18 protein-coding genes are annotated in these 16,757 nt (G+C 69.2%); 7 read left to right on the top strand and 11 right to left on the bottom strand.

Annotated features, from left to right (window positions below):
- From ACIPC1_RS38065 to ACIPC1_RS38080, 4 genes are all read right to left on the bottom strand, one after another.
- The gene (locus ACIPC1_RS38065) at positions 1-519 is read right to left on the bottom strand and encodes a SixA phosphatase family protein (RefSeq protein WP_402525819.1); all 519 of its coding nucleotides are present in this window, start codon (positions 517-519) and stop codon (positions 1-3) included.
- 172 nt (positions 520-691) lie between these two features.
- Complete coding sequence (locus ACIPC1_RS38070) at positions 692-907, bottom strand: hypothetical protein (protein WP_402525821.1); 216 nt, start codon at positions 905-907, stop codon at positions 692-694.
- A gap of 289 nt (positions 908-1,196) precedes the next feature.
- Positions 1,197-1,313, bottom strand: coding sequence for an SGM_5486 family transporter-associated protein (locus ACIPC1_RS38075; RefSeq protein WP_384385033.1), 117 nt, complete (start codon positions 1,311-1,313; stop codon positions 1,197-1,199).
- Between the two features lie 159 nt (positions 1,314-1,472).
- A complete protein-coding gene (locus ACIPC1_RS38080; protein WP_402525824.1) occupies positions 1,473-2,837 on the bottom strand; it encodes a CynX/NimT family MFS transporter in 1,365 nt (454 codons plus the stop codon).
- Between the two features lie 88 nt (positions 2,838-2,925).
- Between ACIPC1_RS38080 and ACIPC1_RS38085 the strand changes: the two genes are divergently transcribed.
- Positions 2,926-3,606 carry a FadR/GntR family transcriptional regulator gene (locus ACIPC1_RS38085; RefSeq protein ID WP_384385037.1) on the top strand — a complete coding sequence of 227 codons (681 nt, stop codon included), beginning with the start codon at positions 2,926-2,928 and terminating at the stop codon, positions 3,604-3,606.
- 10 nt (positions 3,607-3,616) lie between these two features.
- On the opposite strand, the gene ACIPC1_RS38090 is transcribed toward ACIPC1_RS38085, so the two are convergent.
- The 3 genes from ACIPC1_RS38090 to fabG all read right to left on the bottom strand — a co-directional run bounded on the left by ACIPC1_RS38090 (position 3,617) and on the right by fabG (position 5,605).
- Entirely contained in the window at positions 3,617-3,961 is a 345-nt protein-coding gene (locus ACIPC1_RS38090) for a hypothetical protein (protein WP_402525826.1), read from the bottom strand.
- A gap of 151 nt (positions 3,962-4,112) precedes the next feature.
- Positions 4,113-4,880: an enoyl-ACP reductase FabI gene (gene fabI / locus ACIPC1_RS38095; protein ID WP_402525828.1), complete on the bottom strand. Its 768-nt coding sequence runs from the start codon at positions 4,878-4,880 to the stop codon at positions 4,113-4,115.
- A gap of 5 nt (positions 4,881-4,885) precedes the next feature.
- A complete protein-coding gene (fabG, locus tag ACIPC1_RS38100; RefSeq protein ID WP_384385046.1) occupies positions 4,886-5,605 on the bottom strand; it encodes a 3-oxoacyl-[acyl-carrier-protein] reductase in 720 nt (239 codons plus the stop codon).
- Positions 5,606-5,903: 298 nt separating this feature from the next.
- Here fabG and ACIPC1_RS38105 point away from each other — a divergent pair, with 298 nt between their 5' ends.
- From ACIPC1_RS38105 to tyrS, 3 genes are read left to right on the top strand one after another with little or no spacing between them, the layout of a single operon-like run.
- A complete protein-coding gene (locus ACIPC1_RS38105) occupies positions 5,904-7,466 on the top strand; it encodes a TldD/PmbA family protein (RefSeq protein ID WP_402525830.1) in 1,563 nt (520 codons plus the stop codon).
- Positions 7,463-8,860, top strand: coding sequence for a metallopeptidase TldD-related protein (locus ACIPC1_RS38110; RefSeq protein WP_402525832.1), 1,398 nt, complete (start codon positions 7,463-7,465; stop codon positions 8,858-8,860). The genes ACIPC1_RS38105 and ACIPC1_RS38110 overlap by 4 nt, the downstream gene beginning before the upstream one ends.
- 46 nt (positions 8,861-8,906) lie before the next feature.
- Entirely contained in the window at positions 8,907-10,175 is a 1,269-nt protein-coding gene (tyrS, locus tag ACIPC1_RS38115; protein WP_402525834.1) for a tyrosine--tRNA ligase, read from the top strand.
- A gap of 69 nt (positions 10,176-10,244) precedes the next feature.
- On the opposite strand, the gene ACIPC1_RS38120 is transcribed toward tyrS, so the two are convergent.
- The gene (locus tag ACIPC1_RS38120; protein ID WP_384385059.1) at positions 10,245-10,520 is read right to left on the bottom strand and encodes a GlsB/YeaQ/YmgE family stress response membrane protein; all 276 of its coding nucleotides are present in this window, start codon (positions 10,518-10,520) and stop codon (positions 10,245-10,247) included.
- A 246-nt stretch (positions 10,521-10,766) separates the two neighbouring features.
- Here ACIPC1_RS38120 and ACIPC1_RS38125 point away from each other — a divergent pair, with 246 nt between their 5' ends.
- Positions 10,767-11,153: a DUF3099 domain-containing protein gene (locus ACIPC1_RS38125; RefSeq protein WP_402525972.1), complete on the top strand. Its 387-nt coding sequence runs from the start codon at positions 10,767-10,769 to the stop codon at positions 11,151-11,153.
- Between the two features lie 267 nt (positions 11,154-11,420).
- The gene (locus ACIPC1_RS38130) at positions 11,421-11,663 is read left to right on the top strand and encodes a hypothetical protein (RefSeq protein ID WP_402525836.1); all 243 of its coding nucleotides are present in this window, start codon (positions 11,421-11,423) and stop codon (positions 11,661-11,663) included.
- A 7-nt stretch (positions 11,664-11,670) separates the two neighbouring features.
- On the opposite strand, the gene moaA is transcribed toward ACIPC1_RS38130, so the two are convergent.
- The 3 genes from moaA to ACIPC1_RS38145 form a co-directional block, all read right to left on the bottom strand.
- The gene (gene moaA / locus ACIPC1_RS38135) at positions 11,671-12,660 is read right to left on the bottom strand and encodes a GTP 3',8-cyclase MoaA (RefSeq protein WP_402525839.1); all 990 of its coding nucleotides are present in this window, start codon (positions 12,658-12,660) and stop codon (positions 11,671-11,673) included.
- Positions 12,661-12,807: 147 nt separating this feature from the next.
- The gene (locus ACIPC1_RS38140; protein WP_384385067.1) at positions 12,808-14,427 is read right to left on the bottom strand and encodes a cation acetate symporter; all 1,620 of its coding nucleotides are present in this window, start codon (positions 14,425-14,427) and stop codon (positions 12,808-12,810) included.
- Positions 14,424-14,780 (bottom strand): DUF485 domain-containing protein, encoded by a 357-nt coding sequence (locus tag ACIPC1_RS38145; RefSeq protein ID WP_402525841.1) that lies wholly within the window; start codon positions 14,778-14,780, stop codon positions 14,424-14,426. The genes ACIPC1_RS38140 and ACIPC1_RS38145 overlap by 4 nt, the downstream gene beginning before the upstream one ends.
- 384 nt (positions 14,781-15,164) lie before the next feature.
- On the opposite strand from ACIPC1_RS38145, the gene ACIPC1_RS38150 reads away from it, so the two are divergent.
- Positions 15,165-16,688, top strand: a complete 1,524-nt coding sequence (locus tag ACIPC1_RS38150) for a S8 family serine peptidase (protein ID WP_402525844.1) — start codon at positions 15,165-15,167, stop codon at positions 16,686-16,688.
- The last annotated feature ends 69 nt before the right edge of the window (positions 16,689-16,757 follow it).

A 16,757-nucleotide genomic window follows, 5' to 3' on the forward strand; every position in this document is an offset into this window, starting at 1 on the left:
TCAGTCGCTCGGCGCCCAGTAGTCGATCAGGGTGGCCGCTCCGGGCTCCAAAGACTTCCAGGAGCCGTCCAGGGAAAGCACCGCGAAGGCGGCTGCGGGGAATCCTCTGTCGTTCATCCGGGTGCGGGTGTCACCTTCGGCCTGTCCGGCCAGGATGTCGGCGAGGCCCTGCACTCCTGGGTTGTGGCCGATCAGGACCACGTCCTGCGCGTCTTCGGGAGTTTCGTTCAGTACGGCGATCAGCTCGCCCGGCGAGGCTTCGTACAGCCGCTCCTCATAGACCGTCTTCGGCCGGTGCTGGAGCTCATGGACGGCGAGCTTCCAGGTCTCACGCGTCCGGGCCGCGGTGGAGCAGAGGGCCAGATCGAAGGGGATGCCGGTGTCGGCCAGCTTGCGTCCGGCGACGGCTGCGTCCTTGCGGCCCCGGTCGGCGAGCGGCCGCTCGTGGTCGGACACCTGTGGCCAGTCGGCTTTCGCATGCCGGAAGAGGACAATCCTGCGGGGTTCTGCGACGCTCATGTGTCCCAGCTTCGCATGAAACACGCCATGGGGCGCAGGGAGTTGACTCGCTGCACCGGGAGGGGTGACAGGGGCTCTCGGGGCGACGGTGCGGGGCGGTTGACGACACCTGGGGCAGGGAGGTCACGGCGCCTGGTGGCGGGGCGAATCCGGGCTCCTGGTGGCCTGCGGATCATGGTGCTTGGTTCAGCACCGTCTGCTGGACGCGCTCGAAGACATCCGTGATCACGGGGGTGTCGCCGGCCGCGTGCGCGTCCACCGGATTGAGTATCAGGAGCAGCAGGGTGACGAAGGCGAGCATCGGCAGCGCGAGGGCCCACCAGGGCAGCCGGATGTCGATGCGGCCCTTGGTCGCCGGGTGGAGCCGGGGGTGCGTAGGGGCCGACATGCCGCCTCCGTGGTCTTCGAGTGGTCCGTGGCCGCGTCCTCGCGGGCCACAATTCGAAGTTACGGAATCCGGAGCCCTCAACCCATCCGGTGATCCACCCACTTGACCCTGACACTCACCCCCTAGGGGATGGGGGGCCAGCACCACCACGGACGCCGGGCGTGCGCCGCGAGGACCCCGCCGGGCACGGTGACGGCATGGCGGCCAGGGGGACGTACGCGGCGGTCAAAACGACAGCGCACGGCGCCCAAAGCGACAGCACGCGGCGCTCAAGGGGACTGCGCGGCGGTCAGGGTGAGGCGATCGTCGCGATGATGCCGATGATCACGGTGATGGCGAGGAACGTGCCGAAGATGAGCAGCATCTTCTTCTGGCCGTTCTGGGGGTTCGGATCGAGCACTGGCATACGCCCAGTCTCGCACCCTTCACCCGCCCCATCACGGGTGGGGTCACCACCTCACCAACGGGATTGGATCCCCCCGGGTGCACCCTCGGATCGCTCCTGGGCCCGCTCGGACCCCTCATCAACGCATCCGGCGCGCGGCCTCACATTCGGCACTCAGCCTCATATCCGGCGCGCGGCCTCGTCCTCCACCGTGCGGTCGCGCCCCGCGAGGATGCCCACCGCGATCTGCGGGATCATCAGCCCGGCCATGAGAGCGATGGGCAGCCCCCAGCCGCCGCTGTGCTGGTAGAGCACGCCCACGAGGAGCGGCCCGGGAATGGAGATCAGATAACCGGCGCTCTGCGCGAAGGCCGACAGTTTGGCCACGCCCGCACCGGTCCTGGCCCGCATGCCGACCATCGTGAGGGCCAGCGGGAAGGCGCAGTTGGAGACGCCGAGCAGCAGGGCCCAGGCCCAGGCGCCGCCCGCGGGGGCGACGTAGAGGCCCGCGTATCCGGCGAGACCGCAGACGCCGAGCGCGACCACGATCGGCCCCTGGTGGGGCAGGCGCGTGGCGAGGCGCGGGATGACGAAGGCCAGCGGCACGCCCATCACCATCGTGACGGCGAGGAGCAGACCCGCGGTGCCGGCCGAGACTCCCGCGTCGCGGAAGATCTGCGCCATCCAACCCATCGTGATGTACGCCGCGGTGGCCTGAAGCCCGAAGAACACGGCGAGCGCCCATGCGGTACGGCTCCGGGTGATCCGCAGCCCGTCGGGCACGTGCGGGACCGAGCCGGAAACACCGGACCTCGAATCCCCCCGCGAGCCAGGCACGGAAGTCCCCTGCGCACCGGGCACGAAGGTCCCCTGCCGACCGCTCGCGCCGGCCCCCCGCGCGCGCGTGAGCGGTATCCACGGCAGTACGGCCACCACCGCCAGCCCCGCCCACACCACGAGCCCGGACCGCCAACTGCCGCCCAGGGCATCGGTCATGGGAACGGTCACCGCCGCAGCGGCCGCGGTGCCGAGTGCGAGGGCCATGGAGTACAGGCCGGTCATCGAGCCGACCCGCTCCGGGAACCAGCTCTTGACGATCACCGGCATCAGCACGTTGCTGACGGCGATACCCATGAGCGCGAGTGCGGTGGCGGCCAGGAAGCCGACGGTGTTCCCGGCGTACGGGCGGATCGCCAGGCCCGTCGCGATGGCGACCATGCCCGCGCAGACGACGGCACCGGGCCCGAAACGGCGGGCGAGCCGCGGCGCCATCACCCCGAAGACCGCGAAACAGAGCGGCGGCACGGAGGTGAGCAGCCCGGCGACGCTGCCGCTCATGCCGAGTCCGTCGCGTACCTCTTCCAGGAGGGCGCCGAGGCTCGTGATCGCGGGCCGCAGATTGAGGGCCGTGAGGACGATCGCGACGACCACCAGACGCGTCATCCACGCGCGCGTGGCGGGCGTTTCACGCTCGGTCTCCGTCTCGGTGCCCGCGGAACTGCGTATGGGTGCGGACGGCATCGTCCGGGTCTCCTCGCTTGCCATGTCCCCCATCATAGAATCATGGGATGATTGGCTGTCCAATCCCCTTGCGTTAGTCTCCGGAGCCTCCGGCCCCGTACGAAGGACCGTCATGCCGCTGAGCCACCCTCGCCGTTCGGCACTGTCCGAGCAGGTCATCGCCGAGCTGCGGAACCAGATCACCTCGGGCGAGTGGCCGGTGGGCTCCCGCATCCCGACCGAGCCGGAGCTCGTCGAACAGCTGGGCGTCGCCCGCAACACGGTCCGCGAGGCCGTCCGCGCGCTCGCGCACAACGGCCTGCTCGACATCCGACAGGGTTCGGGCACCTACGTGGCGGCGACCAGCGAGCTGGCGGGCGTGATGCACCGCCGCTTCGCGGACGCCGATCCGCGGCACATCGCCGAGCTGCGCTCCACGCTGGAGTCGAGCGCCGCGAAACTGGCCGCCGAGCGGCGCACCGAGCGCGATCTCAAACAGCTGGACGGCCTGCTCGTACGCCGTGAGGAGGCCTGGGAGTCGGGCGACGCGGAGGCCTTCGTGACCGCCGACGCGACCTTCCATCTGGCGGTGGTGGCCGCCTCCCACAACGACGTCATGACGGCGATGTACGCGGACCTGGGCGAGGTACTGCGCGACTGGCTGCGCGAGGACGTCGGCAAGGAGCTGACGCCGGAGACGTACATGGACCACACCCGGCTCGTGGACGCGATCCGCGCGGGCGAGGCGGAGGCGGCTGCCACGGAGGCTGCGGGCTATCCGTTCCTGTGCCGCCCGGGACGACTCAACCAGTAGGACCCCGTCGTCACTTCTGGTGGCTGACCCAGGCCGACCGGATCTCCTTCCAGCACCGGCCGGTCAGCCGCACGGTCTCCGCCGGTCCCGCGCCGACGAGGGCGCCGTCGCTGTCGATGTCCCACCAGCGGTCGCACTCGACGTGCAGGCGTACGCGATCGGTATCCACGTAAGGGTTGTGGCAGTACGCGACGGCATGCGAGCCGGTGACCGTGGTGCGGCACTCGGCACCGAACGGCTGTAGCACGGGCGGATTCTCGGAGCCCACGCGCGCGTGGGGCACGGCGTCGTACGGCAGAACCGTCACGAGAGCGACGGCGGCGAACACCGGGGCGAAACGGCGGGACAGGCGCACAAGGGGACCTCCTCGGCCGTACGGCTGCGGGGCGGTGCGTCCTCCCAGCGTGCGTGGTGCGCCGTCCCGGATGCCCGTCAAATGGGCCTAACGGGTGACGCCCCGCTCCCCGCGCGCTGCGGGAAACGGGGCGTCGGCCTCGTACGGGAAATCACGCCCCGATGGCGTGCAGACCGCCGTCCACGTGGATGATCTCGCCGGTGGTCTTCGGGAACCAGTCGCTCAGCAGCGCGACGATGCCCCTGCCGGCCGGCTCCGGGTCCTTCAGGTCCCACTCCAGCGGGGAGCGGTTGTCCCACACGGAGGCCAGCTCGTCGAAGCCCGGGATGGACTTGGCGGCCATCGAGCCGAGCGGGCCCGCGGAGATGAGGTTGCAGCGGATGTTCTGCTTGCCCAGGTCGCGGGCGAGGTAGCGGCTGGTCGCCTCCAGGGCGGCCTTGGCCGGGCCCATCCAGTCGTACTGCGGCCAGGCGAAGGACGCGTCGAAGGTGAGGCCGACGACCGAACCGCCGCTCTGCATCAGCGGCAGGCACGCCATGGTCAGCGACTTCAGGGAGAACGCCGAGACGTGCATGGCGGTGGCGACCGACTCGAACGGCGTGTTGAGGAAGTTGCCGCCGAGCGCGTCCGGCGGCGCGAAGCCGATGGAGTGCACGACGCCGTCCAGGCCGCCCAGCTCCTCGCCGACGATGTCGGCAAGACGCGCGAGGTGCTCGTCGTTGGTCACGTCGAGCTCGATGACCTTGGTGGGCTTGGGGAGCTTCTTGGCGATGCGCTCGGTCAGCGTGGGCCGCGGGAACGCGGTCAGGATGATCTCGGCGCCCTGCTCCTGGGCCTGCTTGGCGGCGTGGAAGGCGATGGAGGACTCCAGCAGCACACCGGAGATCAGGACGCGCTTGCCCTCGAGAATTCCGCTCATGGTGATCAGTGACCCATGCCCAATCCGCCGTCGACGGGAATGACGGCTCCAGTGATGTACGAGGCGTCGTCCGAGGCGAGGAACCGCACCGTGGCGGCGATCTCCTCGGGCTGCGCGTAGCGGCCCAGCGGCACCTGCTTGACGATGCCCGCGCGCTGCTCGTCGGTGAGCACCTTGGTCATGTCGGTGTCGACGAAACCGGGCGCGACGACGTTGAAGGTGATGTTGCGCGAGCCGAGTTCACGGGCGAGCGAGCGCGCGAAACCGACCAGGCCGGCCTTGGAGGCGGCGTAGTTCGCCTGGCCCGCGGAGCCGAGCAGCCCCACGACCGAGGAAATCAGTACGACGCGGCCCTTCTTGGCCCGCAGCATGGCTCGGTTGGCCCGCTTCACGACGCGGAAGGTGCCCGTGAGGTTGGTGTCGAGGACGGACGTGAAGTCCTCCTCCGACATGCGCATCAGGAGCTGGTCCTTGGTGACACCCGCGTTGGCGATCAGAACCTCGACCGGACCGTGCTCGGCCTCGATCTCCTTGTAGGCCTGCTCCACCTGCTCGGAGTCGGTGATGTCGCACTTCACCGCGAGGCAACCCAGATCGGTAAGCACGGCCGGTGGCTCGCCGGAACGGTAAGTGATCGCGACCTTGTCGCCGCCCTCGGCGAACGCGCGGGCGATGGCGAGGCCGATGCCCCGATTGCCTCCGGTGACGAGAACCGAGCGGCTCAACGGATCACCCTTTCGATAACGGTCCGAAGCCCCTGCACAGGACAGGCGCCTTACTCGAAAACCTATCGGTCCCGCCCCGCATGCGGAGAATCGGGCACCGACAGTCGCGTAGGGGACTCGCTGTCGGGTCCCTACAGAAAGCCGTAGCCCGCCCCGCCGAAAGCCCATTGCCCGCCGACCGAAAGCCCATAGCCCACCTGCCGAAAGCCCGTGGCCCGCCCACCGACGGGCAACCCGGCCGTCCATAAAGGTTCGCAAGGCACCGGAAAGACATGGCCTCCGACCCCGCCCGCGCGACATGATCGGTCCGACAGGCCACGACAGCAGGGAGACCTCCGTGCCTCATTCCATCGACGAAGCCTTCACGGCACTACCGCTGCGCGCCCTGGCCGACGCCGCGCTCGCGCGGGCCCGGGCGCTGGGCGCCGACCATGCCGACTTCCGCTTCGAACGGGTGCGCAGCGCGGCCTGGCGGCTGCGGGACGCCAAGCCCGCCGGATCCTCCGACACGACGGACCTCGGGTATGCGGTGCGCGTGGTGCACGGCGGGACCTGGGGATTCGCGTCGGGGGTGGATCTGACGATGGACGCGGCCGCGAAGGTCGCCTCGCAGGCCGTGGCGATGGCGAAGCTTTCGGCCCAGGTGATCAAGGCGGCCGGATCCGACGAGCGCGTCGAGCTGGCGGACGAGCCGGTGCACGCCGACAGGACGTGGATCTCGTCGTACGAGATCGATCCCTTCTCCGTGCCGGCCGAGGAGAAGGCCGGGCTGCTCGCGGAGTGGAGCGCGCGGCTCCTTGCGGCCGACGGCGTCAGCCATGTCGACGCCTCGCTGCTGACCGTGCACGAGAACAAGTTCTACGCCGACACCTCCGGGACCGTGACCACGCAGCAGCGTGTACGGCTGCACCCGCAGGTGAACGCCGTCGCCGTCGACGAGTCCAGCGGCGAGTTCGACTCGATGCGGACCATCGCGCCGCCGGTCGGGCGCGGCTGGGAGTATCTGACGGGCACCGGCTGGGACTGGGACTCCGAGCTGGAGCAGATTCCGGAACTGCTCGCCGAGAAGATGCGCGCCCCCAGCGTGCAGGCGGGGGTGTACGACCTGGTCGTCGACCCGTCCAACCTCTGGCTGACCATCCACGAGTCCATCGGCCACGCCACCGAACTGGACCGGGCACTCGGCTACGAAGCCGCGTACGCCGGGACCTCCTTCGCCACCTTCGACCAGCTGGGCAAACTGCGGTACGGCTCCGAGCTGATGAACGTCACCGGTGACCGGACCGCCGAGCACGGACTCTCGACCATCGGGTACGACGACGAGGGTGTCGCCGGACAGTCGTGGGACCTGGTGAAGGACGGGACCCTCGTCGGCTATCAGCTCGACCGGCGTATCGCGAAGCTGACCGGGTTCGAGCGCTCCAACGGGTGCGCGTACGCCGACTCCCCCGGTCATGTGCCCGTGCAGCGCATGGCGAACGTGTCGCTCCAGCCGGATCCCGCCGGGCTCTCGACCGAGGGCCTGATCGGGAGCGTCGACCGGGGCATCTATGTCGTCGGTGACCGCTCCTGGAGCATCGACATGCAGCGCTACAACTTCCAGTTCACCGGGCAGCGGTTCTTCAGGATCGAGAACGGTCAGATCACGGGCCAGCTGCGTGATGTCGCGTACCAGGCGACGACCACCGACTTCTGGGGCTCGATGGCCGCGGTCGGCGGACCGCAGACGTACGTACTGGGCGGTGCCTTCAACTGCGGCAAGGCCCAGCCGGGTCAGGTCGCGGCGGTCTCGCACGGCTGCCCGTCGGCCCTCTTCAAGGGCGTCAACATTCTCAACACCACGCAGGAGGCCGGTCGATGAGCACGACGACTTCTACGAACAAGCCGCACGAGGTTGTCGAGCGCGCCCTCGAACTCTCCCGCGCCGACGGCTGCGTGGTGATCGCCGACGAGGAGTCGACCGCCAACCTGCGCTGGGCGGGCAACGCGCTGACCACGAACGGGGTCACGCGCGGGCGCACGCTCACCGTCATCGCCACCGTCGACGGCCGCGAGGGCACGGCGTCCGGAGTGGTCTCGCGCGCGGCCGTGACCGCCGATGAACTGGAGCCCCTGGTGCGGGCCGCGGAGGCGGCGGCACGTGGTGCGGCTCCGGCCGAGGACGCCCAGCCGCTCGTCTCGGGCGTCCCGGAGTCCCCCGACTTCACGGACGCCCCCGTCGAGACCTCGTCCGCCGTGTTCGCGGACTTCGCGCCGGCGCTCGGTGAATCGTTCGCCCGCGCGCGTGCGGGCGGCCGGGAGCTCTACGGGTTCGCCAACCACGAGCTCGTCTCCAGCTATCTCGGTACGTCGACGGGGCTGCGGCTGCGGCACGACCAGCCCAAGGGGACGCTGGAGCTCAACGCCAAGTCGCCGGACCGTACGCGTTCGGCGTGGGCGGGGCGGTCGACACGAGACTTCAAGGACGTCGACCCGGCGGCGCTGGACGCCGAGCTGGCCGTACGACTCGGGTGGGCACAGCGGCGTATCGACCTGCCCGCGGGGCGCTACGAGACGCTGCTGCCGCCGACCGCCGTCGCGGACCTGCTGATCTACCAGCTGTGGTCGGCGTCGGCCCGGGACGCGGCAGAGGGCCGGACGGTGTTCAGCAAGCCCGGCGGGACCCGCGTCGGCGAGAGGCTCACCGAACTGCCGCTGACGCTGCGCAGCGACCCGCACGAGCCGGGGCTCGAAACCTCGCCGTTCGTCCTCACCCACTCCTCCGGCGACGACGCGTCCGTGTTCGACAACGGGCTGCCCCTCAAGGCGACCGAGTGGATCCGCGACGGTGAGCTCAAGCACCTGACCACCACCCGGCACAGCGCGGGCCTGACCGGACTGCCGGTGGCGCCGTCGATCGGCAACCTGATCCTGGACGGCGGCGACGACCGCTCCCTGGAGGAGATGGTTGCCGCCACCGAGCGCGGCCTGCTGCTGACCTGCCTCTGGTACATCCGCGAGGTCGACCCGGCGACCCTGCTGCTGACCGGGCTGACCCGGGACGGCGTCTACCTCGTCGAGAACGGCCAGGTCGTCGGCGAGGTCAACAACTTCCGGTTCAACGAGTCGCCGGTGGGCCTGCTGGGGCGGGCGACGGAGGCGGGGCGGACCGAAAAGACTTTGCCGCGCGAGTGGAGCGATTGGTTCACTCGGGCTGCGATGCCCGCCCTGCGCATCCCGGACTTCAATATGAGCTCTGTCAGTCAGGGCGTATAACCTCGTACGAGCTCGACCGGACCTTTTCCAAGGAGATACGAGAACCGTGACGGACATCGTCGACGAACTGCAGTGGCGGGGGCTGATCGCCCTCTCCACTGACGAGGACGCATTGCGCAAGGCGTTCGCGGACGGTCCCGTCACGTTCTATTGCGGTTTCGACCCGACCGCGCCGAGCCTGCATCTCGGAAACCTCGTGCAGATCCTGACGATGCGCCGGATCCAGCAGGCGGGCAACCGCCCGCTGGGCCTGGTCGGCGGCGCCACCGGCCTGATCGGCGACCCGAAGCCGAACTCCGAGCGCACGCTGAACTCACCCGAGGTCGTCGCCGAGTGGGTGGGGCGGCTGCGCGCGCAGATCGCACCGCTGCTGGACTTCGAGGGTCCGCACGCCGCGGTGATGGTCAACAACCTGGACTGGACCGAGGGCCTGTCGGCCATCGAGTTCCTCCGGGACATCGGCAAGCACTTCCGGGTCAACAAGATGATCGCGAAGGAAGCCGTCTCCCGGCGGCTCAACTCCGACGCGGGCATCAGCTACACGGAGTTCAGCTACCAGATCCTCCAGGGCATGGACTTCCTGGAGCTGTACCGCAGGCACGGCTGCACGCTGCAGACCGGCGGCAGCGACCAGTGGGGCAACCTCACCTCGGGCACCGACCTGATCCACCGGGTCGAGCCGGAGGCCGTGGTGCACGCGCTGGGCACCCCGCTGATCACCAAGGCGGACGGCACCAAGTTCGGCAAGACGGAGTCCGGCACGATCTGGCTGGACGCCGAGATGACCACGCCGTACGCGTTCTACCAGTTCTGGCTGAACGCGGACGACCGGGACGTCTCCAAGTTCCTGCGTATCTTCAGCTTCAGGTCCCACGAGGAGATCGAGGACCTGGAGAAGCAGACCGAGGAGCGCCCCCAGGCCCGCGCGGCCCAGCGGGCGCTCGCCGAGGAGCTGACGACGCTGGTGCACGGAGCCGACCAGACGGCCGCCGTGGTCGCCGCGTCCAGGGCCCTCTTCGGGCAGGGCGAGCTGGCCGAGCTCGACGAGAGGACGCTGACGGCGGCCCTCTCCGAGGTGCCGCACATCCAGGTCGCCGAGCTGGCACCCACGGTGGACCTCTTCGCGGAGGTCGGCCTGGTGGCCAGCAAGTCGGCCGCGCGCCGCACGGTCAAGGAGGGCGGCGCGTACGTGAACAACGCGAAGGTCCCCGCCGAGGACGCGGTCCCCGCCAAGGAGGACCTGCTGCACGGGCGCTGGCTGGTGCTGCGCCGGGGCAAGAAGAACCTGGCGGCCGTGGAAGTCACGGGGGCCTGAGCCCTCGTATGCACGGCGAAGGGGCGGACACCCGTGACGGGTCCGCCCCTTCGGCGTACGTACCGATGCTCAGGCTCGCTGCTTGTTGCCCCGTAGGGCCACGTATGCCATGTCGCCCAGGAAGACGATGACGATGGCGGCGCCGAGTTGCAGCGCGTGCCGGCCCCAGTCGATGCCGCTCGTCTCGTCGATGCCGATGCTCCGGGCGATCGCGTTGCCGACGATGGCGCCGATGATGCCGAAGATGGTGGTCAGCCAGAGTGGGCTGTGCTGCTTGCCCGGAAGGATGGCCTTGGCCAGCAGGCCCAGTACAAACCCGACGATGATCGCCCACAACCAGCCCATGGCTGCCTCCTAGTACGGCTCTACGCGAGCAATTAGGCCCAGTGTCGGACTGTCCGCCATACGGCGCATGTCGGGCGGAGCCATACGCGGTACGACGCATCGGTTCCGGCCCGTGGGAACTGGCCCCGGTCTCGAAGACGACGCAGCCTCGGCGTAACCTGAAGGCTGTTCGGGCCTGCCTCCCTGACCGGGGTCGGACTGGGTACGGGCCGGGGAGAGTCCGACACGGGCGGGTGGTGGAACGTGCTGCGGAAGCAGAGCAACGGCCAGGTCTTCCGGATCACCGGAGCCAGGCAGGGGCTCGACGAGGACGTACGCGGAAGACAGCGCCGCTATGTCATCTCGATGTCCGTCCGCACGGTCGCCGTGATCCTCACCGCCGTCCTCTGGAACGTCGAGCGTCATGTCGCCGTGGTCGCCCTGGTACTGGGCGTACTTCTCCCCTATGTCTCCGTGGTGATCGCCAACGCGGGCCGGGAGAACGTGCCGTCGTTGCCTTCGACGTTCGTCGCCGCCCCCACCCGTCCGATGATCGCGCCGCCGCGGCAGAACGGCTTCGCGGAGCCCGCGCCGGAAGACGTCGCGGCCGACTCGGGGGCACGGCCACGGGCCGAGCCGCACGACCCGAGCTGACCCATCGGCCGTCGGCACCACCCTGGAGCTGACCACGGAGGATGGGCCGAAAGTGGAACCCAAAGGTGCGTTAAGCTCAAGAAAAGCTCAGATCAATCATGTTGTTCCGGTGCCAGGCACCGGGTCCCCCATGGCATACTTCGTACGCGCTCCGCATCCCCCGTCGGAGCGACGGACCGACGCCGGGCAGCTCCCCCCGTGGCTGCTCGGCGTCGCCTTTTCGGGGCTGTTTCCAGGGCCGTTTTCGGAGCCGTCTAGGCTGGGTGCGTGACCTTCCCGCTCTTCCCCGATGCCGCCCCCTCCACTCCTCAGTGCTCGGCCAAGGCCTGTCGTGCCGACGCGGAGTGGGTGCTCGCGTGGAACAACCCGAAGCTGCACACTCCCGAGCGCCGCAAGACGTGGCTCGCGTGTGAGGACCACCGCGAGCATCTCTCCAAGTTCCTTGGTGTACGCGGGTTCCTGAAGGACGTGGTGCCCTTGGCGGAGTGGGAGCAGGACGAGGTCCGATAGCGGCGGGTCAGCCGCCGATCGCCGACATCGGCCGATCCGGCTGGAGGAACGACGGGTCGTCCAGGCCGGAGCCCGCCTTCTTGCCCCACATCGCGAGCCGCCAGATGCGGGCGATCTCCTCGTCGGGGGCGTCCGAGCGCAGGGCGGCCCGCAGGTCGGTCTCCTCGGAGGCGAAGAGGCAGGTGCGGACCTGGCCGTCGGCCGTGAGCCGCGTACGGTCGCAGGCCGAGCAGAACGGGCGGGTGACCGAGGCGATCACGCCGACGCGGTGCGGACCGCCGTCGACGAGCCAGCGCTCCGCGGGGGCGGAGCCGCGCACGGTGGCAGCCTCCTCGGTGAGCTGGAAACGGGTGCGCAGTGAGGTGAGGATGTCACCGGCGGTGACCATGCCCTCGCGCTTCCAGCCGTGCTGGGCGTCCAGCGGCATCTGCTCGATGAACCGCAGTTCGTAGTCGTGCTCCACGGCCCAGGCCAGCAGATCCGGGGCCTCGGTCTCGTTCAGGCCCGGCATCAGGACCGTGTTGACCTTGACGGGGGTCAGGCCGGCGTCGTGGGCGGCTGCCAGGCCCTCGATGACGTCCTTGTGGCGGTCCCGGCGGGTGAGGGTCTTGAAGACGTCGGGGCGCAGGGTGTCCAGCGATACGTTCACCCGGTCCAGGCCCGCCGCCTTGAGGGCCGCGGCGGTGCGCTTGAGGCCGATGCCGTTCGTCGTGAGGGACATCTGGGGGCGGGGCTCCAGGGCGGCGACCCGCTCGACGATGCCGACGATGCCGGGGCGCAGCAGGGGCTCGCCGCCGGTGAAGCGGACCTCGGTGATGCCGAGGCTGGTGACCGCTATGCCGACGAGGCGGACGATCTCGTCGTCCGTGAGCAGGTCGGGCTTGGCCAGCCACTGTAGGCCCTCTTCGGGCATGCAGTACGTGCAGCGCAGATTGCACTTGTCGGTCAGCGAGACGCGTAGGTCGGTGGCTACCCGGCCGTAGGTGTCGATGAGCACGTGGGCCCCCTCCCCTCGATGCGGATCTTTTTCTCCTGACACCAGCGAGCCTACGTGACGGGACTGACATCGGCGGAGGCCCGATCCCACCAGACACGGCGCGGCCGCGTCGTAGGGATCTACGACGCGGCCGTCACAGGGAAGTGCTCAGTGCGCTCCGGTACCGGTGAGGGACCGGACCTCCAGCTCGGCGTACTTGCCGGTGTCGGGCTCCTCCTTGGAGAGGAGCGTGCCGATCCAGCCCAGCAGGAAGCCGACCGGGATCGAGATGATGCCGGGGTTCTCCAGCGGGAACCAGTGGAAGTCGACGTCCGGGAACATCGACGTGGGCTTGCCCGAGACCACCGGCGAGAACAGCACCAGGCCGACCGCGGTGACGAGACCGCCGTAGATCGACCAGAGTGCGCCCTGCGTCGTGAACCTCTTCCAGAAGAGGCTGTAGAGGAGCGTCGGCAGGTTGGCCGAGGCGGCGACCGCGAAGGCGAGGGCGACCAGGCCGGCGACGTTCAGGTCGCGTGCGAGGGCGCCGAGGCCGATGGAGACGACACCGATGGCGACCGTGGCGTAGCGGGCGGCCCTGACCTCTTCCTTTTCGGTGGCCGTGCCCTTCTTGATGACGTTCGCGTAGATGTCGTGCGCGAACGAGGAGGACGAGGCGAGGGTCAGGCCGGCGACGACCGCGAGGATCGTCGCGAAGGCGACCGCCGAGATGGTGGCGAGCAGGATCGCGCCCCATGCCGAGTCGACGCCGCCGAGATGGAGCGCGAGCAGTGGCGCGGCCGTGTTGCCCGCCTTGTTGGAGGCGATGATCTCGTCCGGCTTGATGAGCGCGGCGGCGCCGAAGCCGAGCGCGATGGTCATCAGGTAGAAGCCGCCGATGATGCCGATCGCCCAGATCACGGACTTCCGCGCGGCCTTGGCGTTGGGGACCGTGTAGAAGCGGATCAGGATGTGCGGCAGGCCTGCGGTGCCAAGGACCAGCGCGATGCCCAGCGAGATGAAGTCGATCTTCGAGGTGGTCGTGAGGCCGTACTTGAGGCCCGGTTCCAGGAAGGCCGAGCCCTTGCCGCTGTTCTCGGCGGCCGAGCCGAGCAGGTCGGAGATGTTGAAGTTGAACTTGAGCAGCACCAGGAAGGTGATGAGCAGGGTGCCCGCGATGAGCAGGACAGCCTTGACCATCTGGACCCAGGTGGTGCCCTTCATGCCGCCGATCGTCACGTACACGATCATCAGCAGGCCGACGAGCGCGACGATGCCGACCTTGCCCGCGTCGCTGGTGATGCCGAGCAGCAGGGAGACCAGGACACCGGCGCCCGCCATCTGGGCCAGCAGGTAGAAGATCGAGACGACGATCGTGGAGGTGCCTGCCGCCGTACGGACCGGGCGCTGGCGCATGCGGTACGCGAGGACGTCGCCCATCGTGTACTTGCCGGAGTTCCGCAGCGGTTCGGCGACCAGGAGCAGCGCCACCAGCCAGGCGACGAGGAAGCCGATGGAGTACAGGAAGCCGTCGTACCCGAAGAGGGCGATCGCGCCCGCGATGCCGAGGAAGGACGCGGCGGACATGTAGTCGCCGGAGACGGCGAGGCCGTTCTGGAAGGCGCTGAACTGGCGCCCGCCCGCGTAGAAGTCGGCCGCGTCCTTGGTCTGGCGGCCCGCCCAGACGGTGATGACGAGGGTCGCCAGTACGAAGACGGCGAACAGGGAGACGATCAGCGGCCGGTGCTCGCTGGCTTCACCGGCGGCGATGACGAACTGGGGGCTCATTCGCCGCCCTCCATCTTGGACTTGATGGCTGCGCCCTTGGGGTCGAGGTTCGCCGTGGCGAACCGCGAGTACCACCAGGCGATGAGGAACGTGGTGAGGAACTGGGCGAAGCCGAGGACCATGGCGACGTTGATGTTGCCGATCAGCTTGGTGCCCATGAAGTCGCCCGCGTAGCTCGAGAGCAGGACGTACAGCAGGTACCAGGTGATGAAGCCGATGGTCAGCGGGAAGGCGAAGGAGCGGTAGGAACGGCGCAGTTCACCGAACTCCGCGCTCTCCTGCATCTCGACGAACTTCTCGGTCGAGGGGAGCTCAGGATCTGTCTTCGAGGGGGGCGGTGCGTCGGTGGCCACGGAGTCTCCTCGCGTTGCGGGTGCGGTAGCGACGGTGGACGGGGGCGAGCCGGGGCTCGCGGACGGGGACGGGGACGGTCTGGGTAGGGACATGGCTGTTTCTGACCTCACGATGACGTGGATCACGTGGACCGGACGGCACTGTCAGGTGGCCACGGGCGTGATCCAGCAGGGGCTCGATCGTGCTCGGGCTCCCTGTTCAACGTCACGGCGCCACGCGCGGGCAGGTTCAACTCGCGGCACTTCTTTCAGAAGTCATCGCCGGAAGTCATTGCTGCCCAGGTCGGACGGGAGATAGCTTCGGCCTGCACCACTCCGTCATGTACCTGCCCGAGCACCAACCTGTGTTCGGGCAGCTCGTTTTCCGGATGATGTGGAGATCCCATGGCTCATCTGCGTTCCAGACGCCGGCTCGCCCTCGCGGTACCCGTCGTTCTGTCGCTCACCGCCTCGCTCGGCTTCCTGCCGGGTGCCGCGTCGGCGACCCCGCTCACGGCGACCGCCGCGACGAGTGCGGACGGCCCGGTTCTGCCCTACGTCGTCAACACCAAGGCCGACCACCGCACGGTCGAGTCGGTGAAGAAGGCCATCGCCAAGGCCGGCGGCACCGTCGTCATCGCGTACGAGAAGATCGGTGTCATCGTCGTCCACTCGGCCAACCCCGCTTTCGGCGAGCAGATCCGCGCGGCGCGTGGAGTGCAGTCGGCGGGCGCGACGCACACGGCGCCGCTGACCGCCGCGGGGACCACGGAGGAGGGCGCGGCGCAGCTGCTGTCGGCGGCGGACGCCGCCGAGCTCTCGCAGAGCGCCGCGGCGGGCCAGGAGCCCCTGGAGGCCGACCAGTGGGACCTGCGCGCGATCGGCGCCGACAAGGCCGCGAAGATCAACCCGGGCAGCAAGAACGTGACAGTCGCCGTGATCGACACCGGCGTCGACGACACGCACCCGGACCTCGCCCCGAACTTCTCCGCCTCGCAGTCCGCGAGCTGTGTGGGCGGCAAGGCGGACACGACGTACGGCGCCTGGCGTCCGGTGGACGCCGACCACTACCACGGCACGCATGTCGCCGGTGAGATCGCCGCCGCCCGCAACGACATCGGTGTGGCGGGCATCGCGCCGGGTGTGAAGGTCGCGGGCATCACGGTGGCCGAGCCGGACGCCGGACAGCTCTTCTTCCCGGAGAGTGTCGTCTGCGCCTTCGTGTTCGCCGCCGACCACGGCGTCGAGATAACCAACAACAGCTACTACGTGGACCCTTGGCTCTACAACTGCCTGGACGACCCCGACCAGAAGGCGATCCTCGACGCGGTGAACCGGGCGCAGCTGTACGCGCAGAAGAAGGGCACCCTCAGTGTCGCCGCGGCGGGCAACGCCAACGACGACCTCGACTCGGACGCCATAGTCGACGACTCCAGCCCCGACGACTCGACCCCGGTGCCCCGCACGGTCGACCCGCACGAGTGCTTCGACATCCCGACCCAGCTGCCGGGTGTCGTCACGGTGAGTTCGACCGGCGTCAACAGCACCAAGTCGTACTTCTCCACCTACGGCAAGGGCGTCATCGACGTCGCGGCGCCGGGTGGCGACAAGTACCAGATCCCGGACACGCCGTCGAAGAACGGCCGCATCCTCTCCACGATGCCGAACAACCAGTACGCCTTCCTACAGGGCACGTCGATGGCCTCGCCGCACGCCGCCGCTGTCGCCGCGCTGCTGAAGTCCACGTACCCCAAGGCGACTCCGGCCCAGCTCCAGGCGCTCCTCAAGGCCCAGGCGGACAGCCAGAGTTGCCCGACCGCGTACGACGGTGACGGCGACGGCGTCGTGGACGCCACCTGTGTGGGCGGCAAGGGCCTGAACGGCTTCTACGGGGCCGGGATCATCAACGCACTGCGGGCGGTCAAGTAACACCGTCAATCACGCCCGGCCGCCCGCCACTTGAGCCTCCGCACGGCTCGTACAGCTCGTACCGCGAAC

It is taken from the genome of Streptomyces sp. NPDC087263, assembly GCF_044744645.1.
Classification (GTDB): Bacteria; Actinomycetota; Actinomycetes; order Streptomycetales; family Streptomycetaceae; genus Streptomyces.